The organism is Klebsiella variicola (assembly GCF_000828055.2).
Lineage (GTDB): Bacteria > Pseudomonadota > Gammaproteobacteria > Enterobacterales > Enterobacteriaceae > Klebsiella > Klebsiella variicola.
Window position 1 is genome coordinate 4,745,318 of sequence record NZ_CP010523.2, and the last position, 18,286, is coordinate 4,763,603.

15 protein-coding genes and 1 pseudogene are annotated in these 18,286 nt (G+C 56.2%); 4 read left to right on the plus strand and 12 right to left on the minus strand.

What is annotated here, in order from left to right; all coding sequences use genetic code 11:
* Nucleotides 1-72 precede the first annotated feature (72 nt).
* Nucleotides 73-2,364, plus strand: a complete 2,292-nt coding sequence (gene opgB, locus SP68_RS22220) for a phosphatidylglycerol--membrane-oligosaccharide glycerophosphotransferase (protein ID WP_012542938.1) — start codon at nucleotides 73-75, stop codon at nucleotides 2,362-2,364.
* Between the two features lie 60 nt (nucleotides 2,365-2,424).
* Here the strand turns inward: opgB and SP68_RS22225 are convergent.
* The 10 genes and pseudogenes from SP68_RS22225 to SP68_RS22270 form a co-directional block, all read right to left on the minus strand.
* Nucleotides 2,425-2,931: pseudogene (locus SP68_RS22225) on the minus strand (Rpn family recombination-promoting nuclease/putative transposase); the annotation flags it as partial.
* Nucleotides 2,932-3,130: 199 nt separating this feature from the next.
* The gene (locus SP68_RS22230) at nucleotides 3,131-4,141 is read right to left on the minus strand and encodes an SIS domain-containing protein (RefSeq protein WP_023339550.1); all 1,011 of its coding nucleotides are present in this window, start codon (nucleotides 4,139-4,141) and stop codon (nucleotides 3,131-3,133) included.
* 17 nt (nucleotides 4,142-4,158) lie between these two features.
* Nucleotides 4,159-5,220 (minus strand): SIS domain-containing protein, encoded by a 1,062-nt coding sequence (locus SP68_RS22235; protein WP_023339549.1) that lies wholly within the window; start codon nucleotides 5,218-5,220, stop codon nucleotides 4,159-4,161.
* 12 nt (nucleotides 5,221-5,232) lie between these two features.
* The gene (locus SP68_RS22240) at nucleotides 5,233-6,084 is read right to left on the minus strand and encodes a PTS system mannose/fructose/sorbose family transporter subunit IID (RefSeq protein ID WP_023339548.1); all 852 of its coding nucleotides are present in this window, start codon (nucleotides 6,082-6,084) and stop codon (nucleotides 5,233-5,235) included.
* Nucleotides 6,062-6,841, minus strand: a complete 780-nt coding sequence (locus tag SP68_RS22245; protein ID WP_008807552.1) for a PTS mannose/fructose/sorbose/N-acetylgalactosamine transporter subunit IIC — start codon at nucleotides 6,839-6,841, stop codon at nucleotides 6,062-6,064. The genes SP68_RS22240 and SP68_RS22245 overlap by 23 nt, the downstream gene beginning before the upstream one ends.
* A 16-nt stretch (nucleotides 6,842-6,857) precedes the next feature.
* Nucleotides 6,858-7,328, minus strand: a complete 471-nt coding sequence (locus SP68_RS22250) for a PTS sugar transporter subunit IIB (protein ID WP_012542941.1) — start codon at nucleotides 7,326-7,328, stop codon at nucleotides 6,858-6,860.
* A gap of 14 nt (nucleotides 7,329-7,342) precedes the next feature.
* Entirely contained in the window at nucleotides 7,343-7,765 is a 423-nt protein-coding gene (locus SP68_RS22255) for a PTS sugar transporter subunit IIA (RefSeq protein ID WP_012542942.1), read from the minus strand.
* 99 nt (nucleotides 7,766-7,864) lie between these two features.
* Nucleotides 7,865-10,630 (minus strand): sigma 54-interacting transcriptional regulator, encoded by a 2,766-nt coding sequence (locus SP68_RS22260; protein ID WP_040972790.1) that lies wholly within the window; start codon nucleotides 10,628-10,630, stop codon nucleotides 7,865-7,867.
* Nucleotides 10,631-10,764: 134 nt separating this feature from the next.
* Nucleotides 10,765-12,210 (minus strand): tagaturonate reductase, encoded by a 1,446-nt coding sequence (locus tag SP68_RS22265; RefSeq protein WP_040972788.1) that lies wholly within the window; start codon nucleotides 12,208-12,210, stop codon nucleotides 10,765-10,767.
* 11 nt (nucleotides 12,211-12,221) lie between these two features.
* Nucleotides 12,222-13,244, minus strand: a complete 1,023-nt coding sequence (locus SP68_RS22270; protein ID WP_032731589.1) for a zinc-binding alcohol dehydrogenase family protein — start codon at nucleotides 13,242-13,244, stop codon at nucleotides 12,222-12,224.
* Nucleotides 13,245-13,380: 136 nt separating this feature from the next.
* On the opposite strand from SP68_RS22270, the gene SP68_RS22275 reads away from it, so the two are divergent.
* Nucleotides 13,381-14,295, plus strand: coding sequence for a GntR family transcriptional regulator (locus SP68_RS22275; RefSeq protein ID WP_008807558.1), 915 nt, complete (start codon nucleotides 13,381-13,383; stop codon nucleotides 14,293-14,295).
* A gap of 179 nt (nucleotides 14,296-14,474) precedes the next feature.
* Nucleotides 14,475-15,836 carry an MFS transporter gene (locus tag SP68_RS22280; RefSeq protein ID WP_040972786.1) on the plus strand — a complete coding sequence of 454 codons (1,362 nt, stop codon included), beginning with the start codon at nucleotides 14,475-14,477 and terminating at the stop codon, nucleotides 15,834-15,836.
* A gap of 3 nt (nucleotides 15,837-15,839) precedes the next feature.
* Here SP68_RS22280 and SP68_RS22285 read toward each other — a convergent pair whose 3' ends face one another.
* Nucleotides 15,840-16,676, minus strand: a complete 837-nt coding sequence (locus SP68_RS22285; protein ID WP_040972784.1) for a GNAT family N-acetyltransferase — start codon at nucleotides 16,674-16,676, stop codon at nucleotides 15,840-15,842.
* Between the two features lie 32 nt (nucleotides 16,677-16,708).
* Between SP68_RS22285 and SP68_RS22290 the strand changes: the two genes are divergently transcribed.
* On the plus strand, nucleotides 16,709-17,242 hold the full coding sequence (locus SP68_RS22290) for a GNAT family N-acetyltransferase (protein ID WP_008807561.1): 534 nt from the start codon (nucleotides 16,709-16,711) through the stop codon (nucleotides 17,240-17,242).
* 28 nt (nucleotides 17,243-17,270) lie between these two features.
* Here SP68_RS22290 and SP68_RS22295 read toward each other — a convergent pair whose 3' ends face one another.
* Nucleotides 17,271-18,281, minus strand: a complete 1,011-nt coding sequence (locus SP68_RS22295) for an Ldh family oxidoreductase (RefSeq protein ID WP_040972782.1) — start codon at nucleotides 18,279-18,281, stop codon at nucleotides 17,271-17,273.
* Nucleotides 18,282-18,286 lie beyond the last annotated feature (5 nt).

The following is an 18,286-nucleotide window of genomic DNA, read 5'->3' on the forward strand; positions in this document are numbered from 1 at the left end:
GCTGCAATTACAGTGTGGCGTGAAAAGTAATCTATTCTGCCAGCCGACAACTGGCGCTAATGAGGATGAGCTGTGTCAGAGTTGTTATCCATCGCCTTATTTTTAGCTTCGGTGGTGCTGTATGCCTGGAAAGCGGGTCGTAACACTTGGTGGTTTGCCGCCACGCTCACGGTGTTAGGTCTGTTCGTGGTGCTGAATATCACCCTCTACGCCAGCGACTACTTTACCGGCGACGGCATCAACGACGCGGTGCTCTATACCCTGACCAACAGCCTGACTGGCGCCGGGATCGGCAAATACATTCTGCCGGGCGTCGGGGTGGGCGTCGCGCTGGTTGCCGTCTTTGGCGCGCTGGGCTGGGTGCTGCGCCGCCGTCGGCATCATCCTCATCACGTCGGTTACAGCCTGGCGGCGCTGCTGCTGGCGCTGGCCTCCGTGGATGCCAGCCCGGCCTTCCATCAGATCAGCGAGCTGGTGAAATCGCAGTCACGGGAAGGTGACCCGGACTTTGCCGCATACTACAAAGAGCCGTCGAAGCGTATCGACAATCCACAGCTGAACCTGGTCTATATCTATGGCGAAAGCCTCGAGCGTACCTATTTTGATAACGATGCCTTTCCTAACCTCACCCCTGAGCTCGGCAAAATAAAAGATCAGGGCCTCGATTTCAGCAATACCATGCAGCTCCCGGGGACGGATTACACCATCGCCGGTATGGTCGCCTCGCAGTGCGGCATTCCGCTGTTCGCGCCGTTTGAAGGCAACGCCTCGGCCTCGGTCTCCAGCTTCTTTCCCCAGAATATCTGCCTTGGCGATATCCTGAAAAACTCCGGCTATGAAAACTATTTTGTGCAGGGAGCCAACCTGCGCTTTGCCGGCAAAGACGTGTTTCTCAAATCCCACGGCTTCGATCACCTGTACGGGGCGGAAGAGCTCAAAACTACGGTAGCGGATCCCGCCTATCGCAACGACTGGGGCTTCTATGACGACACCGTGCTCGATGAGACGTGGAAAAAATTCGAAGAGCTGTCGCGCTCCGGTAAACGCTTCTCGCTGTTCGCCCTGACGGTGGATACCCACCACCCCGATGGCTTTATCTCGCGCACCTGCGAGCGTAAACGCTATGACGTGGACGGTAAGAAAAACCTCTCCTTCAGCGCCGTTAGCTGCAGCCAGGAACATATCGCCGCGCTGATAGAGAAGATTAAAGCCTCACCCTATTTCAAAAACACGGTCATCGTGGTCTCTTCCGATCACCTGGCCATGAAAAACAGCGCCTGGGATTACCTCAACAAGCACGATCGCAGCAATCTGTTCTTCGTCCTGCGCGGCGATAAACCGCAGCAGGAGACCCTGGCGGTGAAACGCAACACCATGGATAACGGCGCGACGGTGCTCGATATTCTCGGCGGCGATAACTATATCGGCCTCGGGCGCAGCAGCCTCTCCGGCCAGTCGCTCTCCGGTATTTTCATGAATATGAAAGAGAAGGTCCTGGCCTGGAAACCGGACGTGATCCGCCTGTGGAACTTCCCGAAAGAGATGAAAAACTTCACCATCGATTCGCAGAAGAACATGATCGCCTTCTCCGGCAGCCATTTCCGTCTGCCGCTACTGCTCAGGGTATCAAACCAGCGCGTTGAACCGCTGCCGGAGAGCGAATACTCCGCGCCGCTGCGCTTCCAGCTGGCCGATTTCGCGCCGCGGGATAATTTCGTCTGGGTCGATCGCTGCTATAAAATGGGGCAGCTGTGGGCGCCTGAACTCGCGCTCTCTACCGACTGGTGCGTCTCGCAGGGGCAGCTGGGCGGTGAGCAAAAGGTTCAGCACGTCGATAAGCCGCAGTGGCAAGGCAAAACCGCTTTCAGGGATACCCTTATCGATATGGAGCGCTATAAGGGGAACGTCGATACGCTAAAAGTCGTCGACAACGATATTCGCTACAAGGCCGACAGCTTCGTGTTTAACGTCGCCGGCGCCCCGGAAGAGGTCAAGCAGTTCAGCGGCATTTCGCGTCCCGAGTCCTGGGGTCGGTGGTCCAATGCCCAGCTGGGCAGCGACGTGAAGATTGAATATAAAGAGCCGCTACCGGAAAAATTTGATCTGGTGATCACCGCCAAAGCTTACGGCCCAAACGCCAATAAGCCGATCCCGGTGCGGGTAGGTGAAAGTGAGCAAGTGCTTACGCTGGCCAATGATGTGACCACTACGACGCTGCATTTCGACAACCCGTCGCGCAGCAACACCCTGACCATCACTCCGCCGGACCCGCAGTCCACCAACGAGGGCAATATCCTTGGTCACTCCCCACGTCAGCTGGGGATCGGCATGGTGGAGATCAAAGTGGTGAAAAGCGAAGGCTAAAACCATCCTGCCCGGCGGGTTTCCGCGCCGGGCAACGGTTGCCGTGGCAGGGCGTTAACCCTACAGCGGCTGTAGTTCATCAGCCGACAGTCCAGTGATTTTCTGTACCATCTCTTTGTCGAGGCCATTTTGTAACATACTGCCGGCAATGCGCAGCGCCTCGCGCCGGCTTCCTTCCTGCAAGCCCTCCTGGTGCCCTTCTTCCCGGCCTTCTAGTCGACCTTCTTGCCGACCTTCCTGCTTAAGCTTTTGCGCGATAGACATCAGTGTCTCCTCATACTGTGGCAGACGGCGGGCCAGCCGGCGGAGAAACACGCCCGGCTCGGCCGTATTACCGTACTGCAGCATATAGTGAAACAGCATTCTCAACTGCCGACGGTTAGTGTATCCCAGCATCACAACGGCCGCCAACGACTCCGTTATGCTGCTGAGATCGCGCTGACGAATATGTTTTTGCATCAGCTCCAGCAAGGCGACTCGCCGATGCTGCACGAGGTCATCATCTGGCATCACCGTAACGTCGATCAACGTAAACGGACAGCCATACAGCGTCTTCGCCGTCTCCGGGTGGCGAAGAAATCGTTTAAAGACCGCATCGTGCGGCGTCGAGGTCATCCGTTTTTTCATGGCCATCCGCTTGCCTGAAAGAGAAGGAAAGCCGGACTCTACCACCGGTTTTTACCCGAATGGATTTGACGATAATTTTCTGGGAAGCGCCTCGGAGAATAGCATGGCGGCCAGCCCGGCTGGCCGCCATCAACACAGCTTAGTAATCAAACTGACGGTAGTAACGGCGGATATTGAGGTCGTGGCCGGTATGGTGTTCAAAGTGGGTCGCCAGCCGATCCACCAGCAGGGTGGACACCACGCACGGCGCCATAATCCAGCGGAACGCGTCATCAATGCCGTTCAGCGGATAGTCGCGCGGGTCGATCACCACCAGATGGTCAGTTATCTTTTCGGCAAAGCGTTCGACGCGCTCGTCCAGCGCCCGGCATTTCCCCTCTCCTTTCACCAGAAACAGCGGGACCTCTTTTTCCAGCAGCTCCAGGGTGCCGTGGAAAAATTCAGCCGAGCTCACGGATTTCGTCCGCTTCCACTGCATCTCTTCGAGAATACACATTGAGAACAGGTAAACCTCGCCCCACATTTCCGCGCCGCCAATCCACATCATATAGTCGCAGTCGTGGTATTGTGCGGCAATGCTATCCGCCTGGAGATCGAACTGGCGCTTGGCCTGCAGGAGATTTTCCGGCAGTAATTCGAGCTGGCTGGCAAATCGCGCATAATTTTCAAACTCGCCGTGACGATAAATAACGCGGAAGAATAACCAGTACAGCAGCATATATTCATATTCCACACCGTTCTTGTGGCACATCGGAATATGCCAGCTGGCGGCGGCGGCCAATGGCGAGTCGGCATGACGGGTAATAGCCACCACGCGGATCCCCTGCGCCTTGCACCACTCGGCAATAGCCACCGACTCTTTGGTATCACCGGATTTAGATAACGTAACGACAACTGCATCTTTATTTAATTTTTTATGTCCGCGATGAATTAATTCGGCCGCCTGCTCAAGATATACCGGCACACTGGTTAATTCTTTGGCAAACTCATTAATGGCCATCATCGGTGCCAGAGAACCGCCTACCGAGGCAAAAAATAATGCGCTGCAGCCGCTGTCATAAATATCATCGGCCACGGTTTCAGCCTGTTTACGCGCAGCGATGATCTCGCGAGCACTGGTCAGGTACTCGTCCTGATTAAAACCCAACATAGTTTTCTCCTGAATATTCAGATTTTACTTTTTAATACGTGGTCAAAATCGTCAAAAATACGTTTAGCCAGATCGATGCCTTTCAGTCCGGCGGTATGCCAGGCCAGCATCTGGACGGGAACAATCAGCAACAGCGGCGCCAGGTGATGCTCGCACGGACAGTTTAGCGCCAGCGTCTGCGCATCCTCGTCATCGCTCAGCGTTAGCGTAAAAGCCCGGGCAATGGACGGCGCCATATAGTCCCGCAGCGCCCGGGTTCGCGCATCCGGCGCATCTTCAATAAACAGCATCACATGGCGGGCGTTGGCTTCCAGATAGGGACCGTGCATATAGGCTTCCAGCTCAAAGCCGCTGGAAGGCACGCGCACCGTTTCAGTAAATTTGGTTTCAAATTCCTTCGCCACGCCAACCAGCGCACCGTAGCCGGTGGCGACAAAGCGCTCCCCGCTCCGCAGCGTTTCGCTATACCGGTCGATAAAGCGCGAGGTGCGGGCGATAACATCCGGGATCGCCGCAAGCAGCCGCTGGAATTCAGCGAGATAGTGCTGCTCCTCCACCTCGCTGACTTTCCCCTGCTGACGAGCAATGATCAGCGCTATCAGCAACAGATTCAGCACCGTCGCGCTAAAACCGCGGGTCACAAACCCTACGCTCTCGATCCCGGTATTGATATCCAGAACGCCATCGCAAGCGCGGGCTATCGGGCTTTGCGGGTCGGAGGTCAGGGCAAACACCGGCAGTCCTGAGGCCTGTACCTTACGCATCGCCTCCAGCGTTGACGCGCTTTTCCCGCTCTGTGAAATCGCCACCACCAGATCGGTATGCGGGTCGATCGCTTCGTAATGGGTAAAGTTGTACGGCTCTTTAATGTCAACCAGCACGCCGAAGCGTTGTTCAAAGAAATAGCGCGCGCACAGCGCGGCATTCAGCGACGATCCGGTCGCCAGCAGCAAAATTCGGCGTACCGGGTGCTGGCGGGCAAAGGTCTCAATCGCCGCCAGCTTTTGCCGGTAGCCACGCAGGATCTGCGCCAGGCAGGCCGGCTCTTCACTGATATAGGTCATCATTGTTGGTCGCATAGCTCACTCCCGTTAAAACAATCCGATCCACGAACCCAGAATGCCTACCAGCGCCATGCCGCCAATAATTGAGAGCGGTTTAACTTTCCGTCCCAGCAGCCAGTAGACGATGCCAAAACTCACCAGCGGCAGCATGCAGGGCAGAATGTCATTGATAATGTCCTGCACCTGAGTTTTGGCTTCTCCGGCACCAAAGGAGAGAGGGATGGTGATATCGATCATTGAGGCGGTCATCGCCCCGACCACCATCAGGCCGATAATCGACGCTCCGTAGGTCAGGCTCTCCATCATTCCGCTCTTCTGGATCCGCTGCAGGACCCCGGTTCCCAGCACGTAGCCCCAGCGGGTAAAGCACCAGCGCACCAGAATGTGCGGCACGTTAAACACCAGCAGAAACAGGATCGGCCCGAGGATGTTGCCCTTCAGCGCCAGGCTGGTGCCGATCCCGGTGGCGATCAGGCGCAGCGTCCCCCAGAAGAAAGAGTCCCCCAGCCCGGCCAGCGGCCCCATCAGCGAGGCTTTGACGTTATCAATCGCAATGGCATCCATGTTTTTCTGCTGGCTGTTTTTCTCCTCCATCGCCGTGGTGATCCCCAGCAGCAGGGTGACGATATGCGGCGTGGTATTGAAAAACACCAGATGACGTTTCAGCGCCCTGGCTAGCTCCTCTTTGCGCGGATAGAGCTTTTTCAGCACCGGAATCAGCGCGTAAACAAAGGCGAGATTCATCTGCCGCTCATAGTTCCACGAGAACTCCATCTGGAAGGAGCGCCAGAACACCCGGCGTAAATCTCGTGGCGTAATCCGCGTTTCTTCCTGCTCCTGCGGTTGCAGGGTCTCTTCAGAAATCGTCTTCGTCGTCATCGCTGACTCCTTGTTCTGTCGTCGTACGAGGTGAATTCAACGCGGTGACGTTAACCATGACCACCGCCACGATGGCGCCGAGAATGGCGATGCCGGTCACCGGGATTTTCAAATAAGCCATTAGCACAAAGCCGAGGAAAAAGTACGGCGCAACTTTCTTGTTAATCAGCAACCTGGCAAGCATCGCGAAGCCGAGCGCCGGGATCATGCCGGTGGCGACGCTGAGCCCGTGTTTGATAAATTCCGGGATGGTATCGAGCAGGGATTTCACCGCGTTGCTGCCCACCAGGAATGAAACGGTCACCACCGTGGCCAGCATCAGCGACAGCCCGAAGCCGGCAATCAGATGCATCCGCTCAATGCCCCGCGTATCCGCCCGTTCCGCATACCCGTCCGCCTTCTGGCTGAGCATCGGGATAAACATCCCCAGATAAACGTTTTTCAGGATCAGGGTCAGGGTGGCGATAGGCAGGCCGAGCAACAGCGCCGTTTCCGTGCCCGCACCGGAGGTGATGGCGAACGCCACGCCGAGAATACCGCCCGTCACCACGTCGGGCGGGATCGAGGCACCAACGGAGAAAGAACCGATAAACGCCAGCTCCAGCGTCGCGCCCATAATGACGCCGGTCTGTACATCCCCCAGCACCAGTCCGGTCAGCAGCCCGGTGACGATAGGCCGGGAAATCAGCGACGTCCCTAAGGCATATTCCGATTGCGCGATAAACGCCACCAGACCCAGTAAGAGAGCCTCTACCATAATCTGTCCTCCGGAATTACACGCATTCCGTAAAAAGCTGTTTGCGATCGTTCGGGACCTGGCGAATCTCCACCTCGACGCCCTTCCCCACCAGTTGTTGTAGCTGCTCTATTTCTGTCGGCAGTAAATTAATCGCCTTAGAGATATTTTTACTGCCCTCTTTAGCCTTAATTCCGCCGAGATTTATGCTTTTTATTTCCCCGATAGCGCAGGCAATACGCCAGGCGTCATTGACCGATTCCACGACAATAAATAAATTATATTTATCGGTCACCCCACTTTTTATCGCCTCAATAGCATCATTGATATTTTTAATCACCAGTTTTACCGAGGGCGGTTTGGCAAGCTTAATGGTGGTTTTCCGCAGTTCATCTTCAGGGACACTGTCGTTGGCGATCAAAATGCAATCGGCGCCGACATATTGGGTCCAGGAAAAGGCCACCTGGCCGTGAAGTAATCGATGGTCTACCCTTAATAACGTAATCATCATGCTTCCTCATTTCAGAAGTCTTTATCCATAGTCATCGCACTGGCAATCGTTTGATTGCAGTACTGAATGCTCTCTTTGGCGCTAGTTAATGCTTCGGTAATTAATTTTTCAGTATTCTCTTCCGCTGCGGAAATCAGCAAGTCAATAATTAACGGCAGATTTAAACCGGATAATAAATGGAAGTGTGGGCGTGATAAAAAACGCACAAACTCGTTATTCACGCTACCGGCAAAAATATCCGTAATCACTATCAGCTCATCCTGCGCCGGGAAACGCGCCAGTAGCGCCTCCACCTGCTGCGTGAGATCGGACTCCTCTTCTACATAGGCGCACAGGGTATGAATATCCGGCTGTTTACCGAGGATTAGCTCCACGGAGTTCAGCAAACCGTTAGCAAAGGTGCCATGGCTGGCAAAAATATAGTGTCGTTTCATCCTTACCTCGAAAGCGCATTCCACTGCTTTCTTAATTGCAACCGGCGTGCCAGAAACAGTGGCGCGCTGGTTAGCGCAAAGACGAACGGACTGAGGGAACTAAAACTCTTGATCTTCCTGAATAAATTCCGTTTCCCGCGTCAGAATATCGTGAATGTAGCAGAGCTCGACGACGGGGATTTTGACACTATACCCGCTCTCTATGACACTAAAAGCCTCGCGGAGCGTCGCCAGCTCGCTCTGCGGACACTGCCTTCCGGAATAATGGGATGGCGACGCGTTGCGGATCAGGCGCTCTATCAGACAGCTGATATGCACATACAGCGCCACCTTGCGATCGTTGGGCACGTCGCAGCCGGCCAGATGCTCATAGCGCAGTAAAAACTGCTCGACCTGATTGATGACCTTTGCGGTATCGAGGATCGTCACCGACTCGATCACCCGGCGCAGCGAGAAATTTTTCAGGATCAGGTTATTGATCTCGCTGACTTGTTCAGAGGAGGCCAGCTCGCCGAAGATACGCATCAGCGGGCGGCTGCCCTGGCCGGAAATCAGCGAATCCAGCGAGATCCACGGCAGATCGGCAAGCTGCGGATCCAGGGTACCGACGATCGCCAGCACCTCATAGCGGCTGAGCATCGGTTGCCGCCGCGCGGGATCGGCGAGCGTTTCCACATCACAGGCCACAATATCGATCCCCAGCGCTTCAGGAATGCTGGCTTTTAACAGCGCCGACAGATTCGCTGCCGCGCCCAGACCGGTGGCGCAGGTCGTAAGAATCGCCCGCGGTTTATCGGTTTGCGGGTAATAGAGCTGGTGCTCAACCGCAAGGTCATCGCCGAGGTCGCGGACGATATCTTCCAGCATAACGCCCTGCAAAATGCGCTCCCCAACGTACATCGCCATCCCGGTCGAGACGTTATTAATTATCGCCATCGGCGTACTCAGCCGACGATTAAAATGGCGATGAATGGCGTTCAGCGATCCCATATCGACCAGAATGATCAACCCTGACGCCAGGGCGTGGCTCTCAATATAGGCCATCACCTGGTTAGCAATAGCCTCCGGTGTCACGTCGAGCGGCATATCGAATGACTCAAACAGCTGGCTTTTCAGCAACCGGTTCGCCACGTTGGCGATGCTGCTGGCGGTGGCGTAACCGTGGGCGAGGATAATTGCCCGGGTCACCTGCTGCTGGCTGATGGCGCCATTTTTCTGTAACCACAGCACCAGCAGCAGCAGGTCAATGCGCCGGGGTTCAATGTCCAGCTTCAGCGCCAGCGCAGCGAGGATCTCTTCGCAAAAGCGATACAGCAGCGGATATTTCTGCGCCAGAAAATCCTCCAGCAGGCGGCTTTTCTCGTTGCTCATCGTGGACGGCCCCTGCCGGGAACGATGTATCAGGTAGTGGCTTAAAGCGTAGATACAGTTGCCGTTAAACTGGATATTGAAGCGCTTTTCAAGGCGATAAAACTCCTCCCGCACCTGATGCGTTATCAGCAGCAGCATATGCGAACTATTGGCATCGTGATTATCGAAAATCAGCCGATCGAAGAGGGTTTCAATCTCCTCGCCCATGCTTTTTTGCGCCTCTTCCCAGAGCGTTTTTTTACTCTGCACCGCCTCATACAGCGCGAGAACGCGGCACTGAGTATCATAAATCAGCCCCTGAATCGGGTCGCGCGCGCGCAGCAGCCAGACCAGGCTGGTCTGCGGCTCGATAAGCAGCGGCTCCTGCTGGCCCATCGCTTCACTGAGCGCTGGCGTCGCAGCCATGATATTTTCCGGCAGATCGTGCAGCGTCACGGTAAGCATCTCGCTGCCCGGACACCTGGCCCAGGCCGACGCCACGGTGTATTTCACCACATTCTTCAGCTCACCGACGTTACCGCGATAAACATAGTGCGTCAGCACCTGTAGCAGCCGGGGCGTCAGCTGCAGCCGGGTAGCCAACGTGCGCGCCTCCTGCCAGAAAAACTGCAGCGTGAGCGCGTCTTTTTCGTGGCGGCTGCGGGTCTGTAAATCAGGCAGGCTAACGAGGATCGGGATACGACGAATAAAGGTGGTCAGAAACGTGCTGTGAATATCTTCGGTGGTGGCAAACACCAGCCTCAGCGAAATCGGCATCCCCTGCGCCGTTTCCCCCACCCGATAGATCTCCTTACGGTCCAGCCATGTGAACAGCTTCTCCTGCCCCTGCGCATCCAGGCGGTGGACTTCGTCGAGAAACAGCACGCCGCCGTTTGCCGCTTCAAACGCCCCGGCTTTATCGCTCTGCGCGCCGGTAAACGCGCCTTTGACGTAACCAAACAGGTTGGCGGCCAACAGCTCCGGGTTGCTGGCATACTGGGCGCAGTTAAAGCTGACAAAAGGCGCATCGGGCGGCAGCAGCCCCTGGGCGATAGCAAACTCATGCATCAGCTCCGCCATATAGCTCTTGCCAGTTCCGCTGTCGCCAACGATCAGCAGCGGAAGCCCACCGTTGGGATAAAACAGCGCGGTTTTCATCTGTTCGATAGGCTTGCGCAGGCTACCGTCATGGCCGGTCAGCAATGAGAAATGATCCGCCTGCTCCGGCTGCCGGTCGCTCTCTGCGAGCAGCTCCGCCATGCTGGCGTACTCGCTGCGGGAAAGAGGGAAGAACTGCTGGCAGAAGGCGGCCTTATGCAGGAAATAGACTGGTCGAGTATTGATCTTCACCAGCACATCCTGGGCCACCAACTGATTCAGATAGTGGCTGGCGGTATTTCTTTGCATCGCAAAAAGCCGGGCCAGGTAGCCAGCGGTGAAGACCTCGCTCAGGTTATCCGGATCAAAAAAATCGGTCTGATTTTGCAGAAAAGCCAACAGTTCCGTTTTACGCATGACATCCCCCTCTTCACCTTACAGAGGCTTATGATGCGGGAAATCCACCAGGCGTTGGCGCTAAATTCACTTTTTGCGGTTCGGAGCACAAAAAAAACGGCGCCCAAATCCGCGGACGCCGCATAACAAAACCGTTACAGCCGCGCCAGGGCCTCCCGCATTCCTGAGCGCAAAATCATTTCCAGATAGCGCGTGACCTGGTCGGAAAGGCCGGGAATAGCCGTCAGATCCTCGCCCCAGTGCGCGTTATCCTGTAAAACCTCCAGCACCAGTCCATGCAGCGGGCTCCCGTTCGCCACCTGCTTCCATCCTTGCGAGAAGCGGGTTAACCAGACGTCATCATCCTGCAGCGGATACACCTGTCCGTCGCGCTGGCCGCGATAGAAGGCGATAAGCGCCGCCAGGGCAAACGTTAGCCGCGGCGGGATCGCGCCGTGCTGGCGGATTGTCGTCAGCAGCTGCGGCAGGATCCGGGTGCGGAACTTAGTCATGCCGTTCAGGGCGATGGCGAGCAATTGATGGCGAATATAGGGATTAAGAAAGCGCCCGGTGACCGCATCGGCAAACTGACGAAGCTCCTCGGCCGGTAAATCGAGCGCCGGGATAATCTCTTCATCAATCGTCTGCTGTACATAATGGCGAATGGCTTCGTCCTGCATCGCTTCGCCAACGGTATCCACCCCGCACAGCCATGCTACCGGCACCAGCGCGGTATGCGCACCGTTAAGAATGGCAACCTTGCGCGCTTTATAGGGCCGGATATCCTCTACGATGCGGATATTAAGCGAGTAGCGATCCAGCCGCAGCGTTTCCGCCAGCGCCTGCGGACCCTGAATGACGAATAACCAAAAGTATTCGGCGGTATCAAGGAAAGCATCATGGTAGCCCAGCTCCGCTTCCAGCTTTTCTGCTTCATCACGCGGGTAGCCGGTGACGATGCGGTCAACCAGCGTTGAACAAAACGTATTGGCGGTCTCAACCCAGTCGCGAAAAGCCGCGGGCAATTGCCACTCTTTGGCGTAGCGTAGCACCAGCGCCTTCAGCGCTTCGCCGTTGTAGTCGATCAGCTCGCAGGGGATAATCGTCCACCCCTTATCCGCAGCGCCATTGAAATGGCGGAAACGTTCGAGCAGCAGTTGGGTCAGCTTCGCCGGGAAGCTAACCGGCGGCTTATCGTCAAGCCGGTCTCCGGCATGATAGCTAATACCCGCTTCGGTAGTATTTGAAAATACGAACGCGATCGCCGGATTACGAGCCAGCGCCAGATAGCTGGCAAAATCCTGCCAGGGATTGAGCTCGTTATTAACGGAGCGAATAATCCGCGATTCGCTCACCGCCTCGCCGCGTTCATTCAACCCACGAATGATCGTGGTATAGAGTCCGTCCTGGGTATTTAACGACGGCGGAAACGCGGTGTTGATCGGGCGAATAATGGTCACGCCCGCCGCCAGATCGGTTTGCTCATTCAGCAGATCCAGCTGCCAGTCAATAAATGCCCGCAGGAAGTTGCCCTCGCCAAACTGAATCGCGCGCGTCGGGTACTGCGGCCCGGGAAAATCTTGTCGGTTTAACGATTTCATAAGCTTACCTGCTAAAAATGAATAACGCCTTTGATCAGCTGACGATTGTTAATCACTTCGCTTTCGTAAATGTCCGCCAGCGACCTGAAATCGTAACGGTGGGTCAGCATCATCCTGGCGGTGATTTTCCCCTCGGCCATCAGCCGCCCAACTTTGGCAAAATCCTCTTCCGTCGCATTACGACTGCCCATCATCGTCGTCTCTTTCTTATGAAATTCCGGGTCGGAGAACTGCAGTTCCCCCTTAAACAGACCAACAAAAATGATGCTGCCGCCGTGACGGATTAAATTAACGGTGTTATTCATCGCCTGCTGATTTCCCGTCGCGTCAATCACTTTCTGCGCCAGAGAACCGCCAAACGTGGCAGACAGTTGCTCGATAAACAGCGGATCGGAGGGATCGAGGGTGGTCAGGCCGAGATGCTGTGCCACATGATCGCGCCGCGCCGGGCTGGTATCCGCCACCACCACCTGCGCGCCGTCAGCCTTAGCGATCGCCGCCGCCCCAAGGCCGATGGGGCCCGCGCCAACCACCAGCACCTGCTCCCCTGCCCGGATAGCGGCGCGGCGCACCGCGTGGGCGCTGATGGCGAATGGCTCAATCAACGCCACGGCTTCAGGATCGACGTCATCCACCACCAGCAGATTGTTTACCGGCACGCAGAGATACTCGCTAAACCCGCCGTCCCGATGCACGCCGATCACCGAAATCTTCTCGCAGCAGTTTGTCCGGCCGTTCAGACAGGCCGGACACTGGCGGCAGGCGACATAGGGAATCACAGCAACCTGTTGGCCGCTCTTCAAATTAAGAATATTTTTACCCAGCCCAATTATCTCACCGCATATTTCATGTCCAAGAACACGCGGATAACTAAAAAAAGGCTGATTGCCGCCCCATGCATGAATGTCTGTCCCACAAATCCCCACTGCCTTTATTTTAATGAGCACTTCATCATCGCCGGGAATGGGAATCTGGCGTTTTTCCCAGTGTAGTTTTTTAGGTTCCTGACACACTAAAGTATTCATCGATGTCATAATAATTGCCTCCGTATTTGTTGGCTTAGATATCGATGAAAAATAGAAACAGAGTGAAACTCATTGCAAAATCTGTGAAATGTCGCGCACAAAACTGTTTTAAATCCGGCTTTAATGGATAAAAAAGGAAAACGTTATGAGTCGCTCACAAAACCTACGTCACAATGTTATTAACCAGGTCATCAACGATATGGCGCGTGGCTTTATCCCCTCGCCGCTACCCTCGCAAAGCGCACTGGCGGAGATGTATAACATCAGCCGCACCACGGTGCGCCATATCCTTTGCCACTTATGCGAGCGCGGCGTCTTGAGCCAGGTCAATCACGACTACCAGATCCTTCGTCAGCCGGAAGTACAGGACGGCTTCGATGGTTCCAGCGCCTCGCTGACCGAACAAAACCGTCTCTTTGAACAAGCGTTTTTTACCATGATTAACCAGCGTCAGCTACGCGCCGGGGAGCGGTTCTCCGAACTGCAACTGGCGCGTGCCGCGGGCGTCAGCCCGGTCGTGGTCAGAGAATTTTTACTGAAATTCAGCCGCTACAACCTGATTGAAAGCGAAAAGCGCGGCCAGTGGAACATGAAAAAATTTGAGCAATCCTGGGCCGAGCAACTGTTCGAATTGCGGGAAATGCTGGAAACCCACGCACTTCAACATTTTCTTAATCTGCCGGACAGCGATGCCCGCTGGCTGCAGGCCAAAACCCTGCTCGAGCGCCACCGCACCCTGCGGGACAGCATCGGCAACAGCTTTCGTATGTTCTCCCAGCTCGATCGTGATTTTCATTCGCTGCTGCTTTCCGCTGCTGATAATATATTTTTTAATCAATCACTTGAAATTATTTCCGTGATCTTTCACTTCCACTATCAGTGGGATGAAAGTGACCTTAAACAGCGCAATATCATCGCCATTGATGAACATATGACGATCCTGAGCGCACTCATCTGTCGCAGCGATCTGGATGCCAACCTGGCGCTACGTAACCACCTGAACTCCGCGAAGCAATCCATGATTAACTCTCTCAAGCAAAGTGAATCGCTGGCACATTAAGTACCGATTAAAAACAGAAAATGATTAGCAACAGCACAAATCCAAAAACGTAATCCGGCGCCCTCAAAAAGGTTATTTATGCTGAAAACAAGTCGACTTACTTTACTGTGAAACAGGTGGGTGATGTTTACCCCCTTCGTTGTCACTTGGTATTCAAAAATAATAATCAGGAGTCAGGCGTGGAATCACAAAATATAACCATAGACCCGCAGACCGACTTTAAAAAGGGGGAAGCGGAAACCCTTTCAGTTCCCTTAGAAAATACACTACAACGTAGTTCTCGTATTAAAAATATTCAAACAACGGCAATGATTCTGTTATTTCTGGCGGCGGTGATTAACTACCTCGACCGAAGTTCATTGTCCGTTGCGAACTTAACGATTCGCGAGGAGTTAGGGCTTACCGCCACTGAAATCGGGGCGCTGTTATCGGTTTTCTCTCTGGCCTATGGCATTGCGCAACTGCCCTGCGGGCCGTTGCTGGATCGCAAAGGTCCACGCATCATGCTGGGGCTGGGGATGTTTTTCTGGTCGCTATTTCAGGCGGTCTCCGGGATGGTGCACAGCTTTACCCAGTTTGTCCTGGTGCGTATCGGCATGGGGATCGGCGAAGCGCCGATGAACCCGTGCGGCGTCAAGGTGATCAACGACTGGTTTAATATTAAAGAGCGCGGCCGCCCAATGGGCTTCTTTAACGCCGCCTCGACGATTGGCGTGGCGATCAGCCCGCCGATCCTTGCCGCGATGATGCTGATGATGGGCTGGCGCTGGATGTTTATTACCATCGGCGTACTGGGGATCTTTGTCGCTATCGGCTGGTATATGCTTTATCGCAACCGGGAGGATATCCCCCTCACCGCCGATGAGCAGGCCTACCTTAATGCCGGAAGCGTCAACGTGCGCCGCGACCCGCTGAGCTTTGCCGAATGGCGCAGTCTGTTTAAAAACAAAACCATGTGGGGAATGATGTTCGGCTTCAGCGGCATCAACTATACCGCCTGGCTATATCTGGCATGGCTGCCGGGTTACCTGCAAACGGCGTATAACCTCGATCTGAAAAGTACCGGGTTTATGGCCGCCATTCCTTTCCTGTTTGGTGCCGCCGGTATGCTGATCAATGGCTACGTCACCGACTGGCTGGTCAAAGGCGGCATGGCCCCGATCAAAAGCCGCAAGATCTGCATTATTGCCGGGATGTTCTGCTCCGCGGCGTTTACGCTGATCGTGCCGCATGCCACCACCTCAATCGCGGCGGTGCTGTTAATCGGTATGGCGTTGTTCTGTATTCATTTTGCCGGAACGTCCTGCTGGGGATTGATCCACGTCGCCGTAGCATCAAGAATGACGGCTTCCGTCGGCAGTATTCAGAATTTCGCCAGCTTTATCTGCGCTTCATTCGCACCGGTGGTGACCGGATTTATTGTCGATACCACCCATTCCTTCCAGCTGGCACTGGTTATATGCGGCTGTGTGACCGCTCTCGGCGCACTGGCCTACATTTTCCTGGTTCGCCAGCCGATTAGTGACCCGCGTAACGACTGAATCTTAACGCCCTGCTGACCGCAGGGCATTCATCGTTGCGCTCATTTCATACTGCTGCAGCGATAGCGGCGCATATCCCGCCGCGGCAAACAGCGGTGTAAACGTTTCCGGGACCGTCACCGAAGTCCCCACACCCGGGAACTGCTGCGCCAGCGTCACCAGCAGCTCACGCGCCAGCCCCTGACGGCGGGCGGCGGGCTCCACCCACAAAAATTGCAGTACAGGCCGTGAGCCCGCCGTCGTTAGAACCGCGAAGGCGCGCTGTTCCAGCGTCACGACCTGACATGGCAGGGTGGCGAAGGTGAGCGGATCCAGCAGCCAGGGGAGCTGACTGTTACTCTCGTCAATGACGCGCCGTAGCAGGGCCAGGGTGGGATAAAGCTGTAACACCTTCGATGTCGCAGCCAGAGGCGCTGTGCTCAGGTAGCCGCAGAGCCCATAGCGCCGCGTAAAGCCCAGCGTCTGATATAGCGCGACGGCCGCATGGTTATCGCGGATCACCTCCAGAGATACCGTCTCAACCCCCTGTTGTTGCAGGAGCATTAGCAGATCTTGCATCAGTTCCCGGCCCAGGCCTTTGCCGCGCCAGGCCGGGCGCAGGGCAAAGGCCGCCAGGCGAGCGGCACTTCCCCGGCGGGCGACAATCGCGATCGCCGCCGGTTCATCTCCGGCCAGCCAGACGCGGGAATCGATCAGGCTCATTCCTTCGGCGCTAAAACGCTGTGCAAATCCCGCCACCGACTGGGTAACAGGCACCAGATAGGCTTCAAAACAGGCGTTGAGAATATCCGTTAACTGCACGCTGCTGAACTGCGTGGCGGGAACGGCGGTCAGCTCCATACTTTTCTCCCGAAGGCTGCTATGCTGAGGTGATGAAAACTAACACTATAACTGCCGGTGCCGTATTACGCCTGACTCAGGAGAGCGATATCGCCCTTCTGCCCGCCATTGAACGTTCTGCCGCCCAGGCATTTCGCCAGATCCCCTCTCTCGCCTGGCTGGCGGACAGTGAGGTGATTAGCGTTGCGCGTCATCATGATTATCTGGAAACCGAGCATAGCCTGCTGGCGGAAGCCGCCGGGCAGCCGATTGGCTTTATTCTGACCGAACCGCTCGACGATGCGTTATTTATCGTCGAAGTCGCCGTCCATCAGGACTGGCAGCATCAGGGCATCGGCAGGATGCTGCTGAAGCAGGTTATCGAGGGCGCACAGCAGATGGGCTACCCGGCGGTAACCCTCACCACCTTCCGCGAGGTGCCGTGGAATGCGCCGTTTTATACCCGTCTGGGATTCACCATGCTCGATGAGCTGACCCTGCCTGCCGGACTGGCGGCAAAAAGGGAACAGGAGACCCGGCACGGCCTGCCGCCCGAGTCGCGCTGCGCCATGCGCCTGTCGCTCTGATGGTCGGCCCGCCGCGCTCCGCGCTTTACTATGGCCGCAAGGCGCAAATCTCATCATGCAATGAACGACTGATGGTAACCCCCTGCTGCTCACTCTGCTGACGGCAGGCGAACCGCCGCTCGCCCGGCAGCCGCGCCCCCTGATCCTGCATCGCATTGAACAGCGTTTCGGCGCGCGCCAGCTGCTCCTGTGCCTGCGCGCCGAGAAAGCGCTGCGGATCCAGCGCCAGAATCAGCTCGCCGCCGTAGGGGAGACCGCCCGCGCCATTATCCCACGCCAGCGATTCGGCGCTGGTCATATCGCCGATAAGCGGCCCGGCCAGCAGCTCAACCATTGCCGCCAGCGCCGAGCCCTTATGGCCGCCGAAGGTTAACATCGCGCCGTTCAGCACCTCTGCGGCATCGGTCGTTGGCTGTCCCTGACTGTCGATTCCCCACCCTTCCGGTAGCGCTTTGCCGGCGCGCTGATGCAGCTGGATCTCGCCGCGCGCCGCGGCGCTGGTCGCCATATCAACAATAAACGGCGGCTTGTCCCGCCGCGGCCAGCCAAAGGCGATAGGGTTGGTGCCGAACAGCGGACGCGTGCCGCCCGCCGGGGCGACCCAGGCGTGGCTTGGCGTACAGGCCAGCCCCACCAGCCCTGCCTCGGTCAACGGCTCAATATCGGCAAACAGCGCGGAAAAATGGACGCAGCGATTAATCGCCAGCGCCGCAATGCCGTTGTGCCGCGCCTTCTCCAGCAGCAGCGGCAGCGCGCGCTCGTAGGCCAGCAGGGAAAAAGCGCCCCCGGCATCCGCCCGCGCAATCGCCGGCGCCTGGTCGTGGATCTGCGGCTCGGCATCAGGCGATACCTTACCTTTGCGCAAGGTATCGACAATGCCCAACAGCCGCCACAGGCCGTGGGAAGCGCAGCCGTCGCGCTCCCCGGCAGCCACGTTACGGGCGATGGCCGCCGCGTGGTCGGCGCCGAATCCATTGGCGCTGAGCACCGCCAGCGCCAGGTCATAAGCTTCAGGTAACGATAGAGTTACCGACTCCATACTGT

What these genes read in the sequence shown, in the direction of transcription:
- SP68_RS22240 (WP_023339548.1), bottom strand. Translation starts at nt 6,084, where the DNA reads ATGACGACGAAGACGATTTCTGAAGAGACCCTGCAACCGCAGGAGCAG.
- SP68_RS22295 (WP_040972782.1), bottom strand. Translation starts at nt 18,281, where the DNA reads ATGGAGTCGGTAACTCTATCGTTACCTGAAGCTTATGACCTGGCGCTG.
- SP68_RS22260 (WP_040972790.1), bottom strand. Translation starts at nt 10,630, where the DNA reads ATGCGTAAAACGGAACTGTTGGCTTTTCTGCAAAATCAGACCGATTTT.
- SP68_RS22255 (WP_012542942.1), bottom strand. Translation starts at nt 7,765, where the DNA reads ATGAAACGACACTATATTTTTGCCAGCCATGGCACCTTTGCTAACGGT.
- SP68_RS22230 (WP_023339550.1), bottom strand. Translation starts at nt 4,141, where the DNA reads ATGTTGGGTTTTAATCAGGACGAGTACCTGACCAGTGCTCGCGAGATC.
- SP68_RS22285 (WP_040972784.1), bottom strand. Translation starts at nt 16,676, where the DNA reads ATGGAGCTGACCGCCGTTCCCGCCACGCAGTTCAGCAGCGTGCAGTTA.
- SP68_RS22250 (WP_012542941.1), bottom strand. Translation starts at nt 7,328, where the DNA reads ATGATTACGTTATTAAGGGTAGACCATCGATTACTTCACGGCCAGGTG.
- SP68_RS22270 (WP_032731589.1), bottom strand. Translation starts at nt 13,244, where the DNA reads ATGACATCGATGAATACTTTAGTGTGTCAGGAACCTAAAAAACTACAC.
- SP68_RS22265 (WP_040972788.1), bottom strand. Translation starts at nt 12,210, where the DNA reads ATGAAATCGTTAAACCGACAAGATTTTCCCGGGCCGCAGTACCCGACG.
- SP68_RS22235 (WP_023339549.1), bottom strand. Translation starts at nt 5,220, where the DNA reads ATGCGACCAACAATGATGACCTATATCAGTGAAGAGCCGGCCTGCCTG.
- SP68_RS22290 (WP_008807561.1), top strand. Translation starts at nt 16,709, where the DNA reads ATGAAAACTAACACTATAACTGCCGGTGCCGTATTACGCCTGACTCAG.
- SP68_RS22275 (WP_008807558.1), top strand. Translation starts at nt 13,381, where the DNA reads ATGAGTCGCTCACAAAACCTACGTCACAATGTTATTAACCAGGTCATC.
- SP68_RS22245 (WP_008807552.1), bottom strand. Translation starts at nt 6,841, where the DNA reads ATGGTAGAGGCTCTCTTACTGGGTCTGGTGGCGTTTATCGCGCAATCG.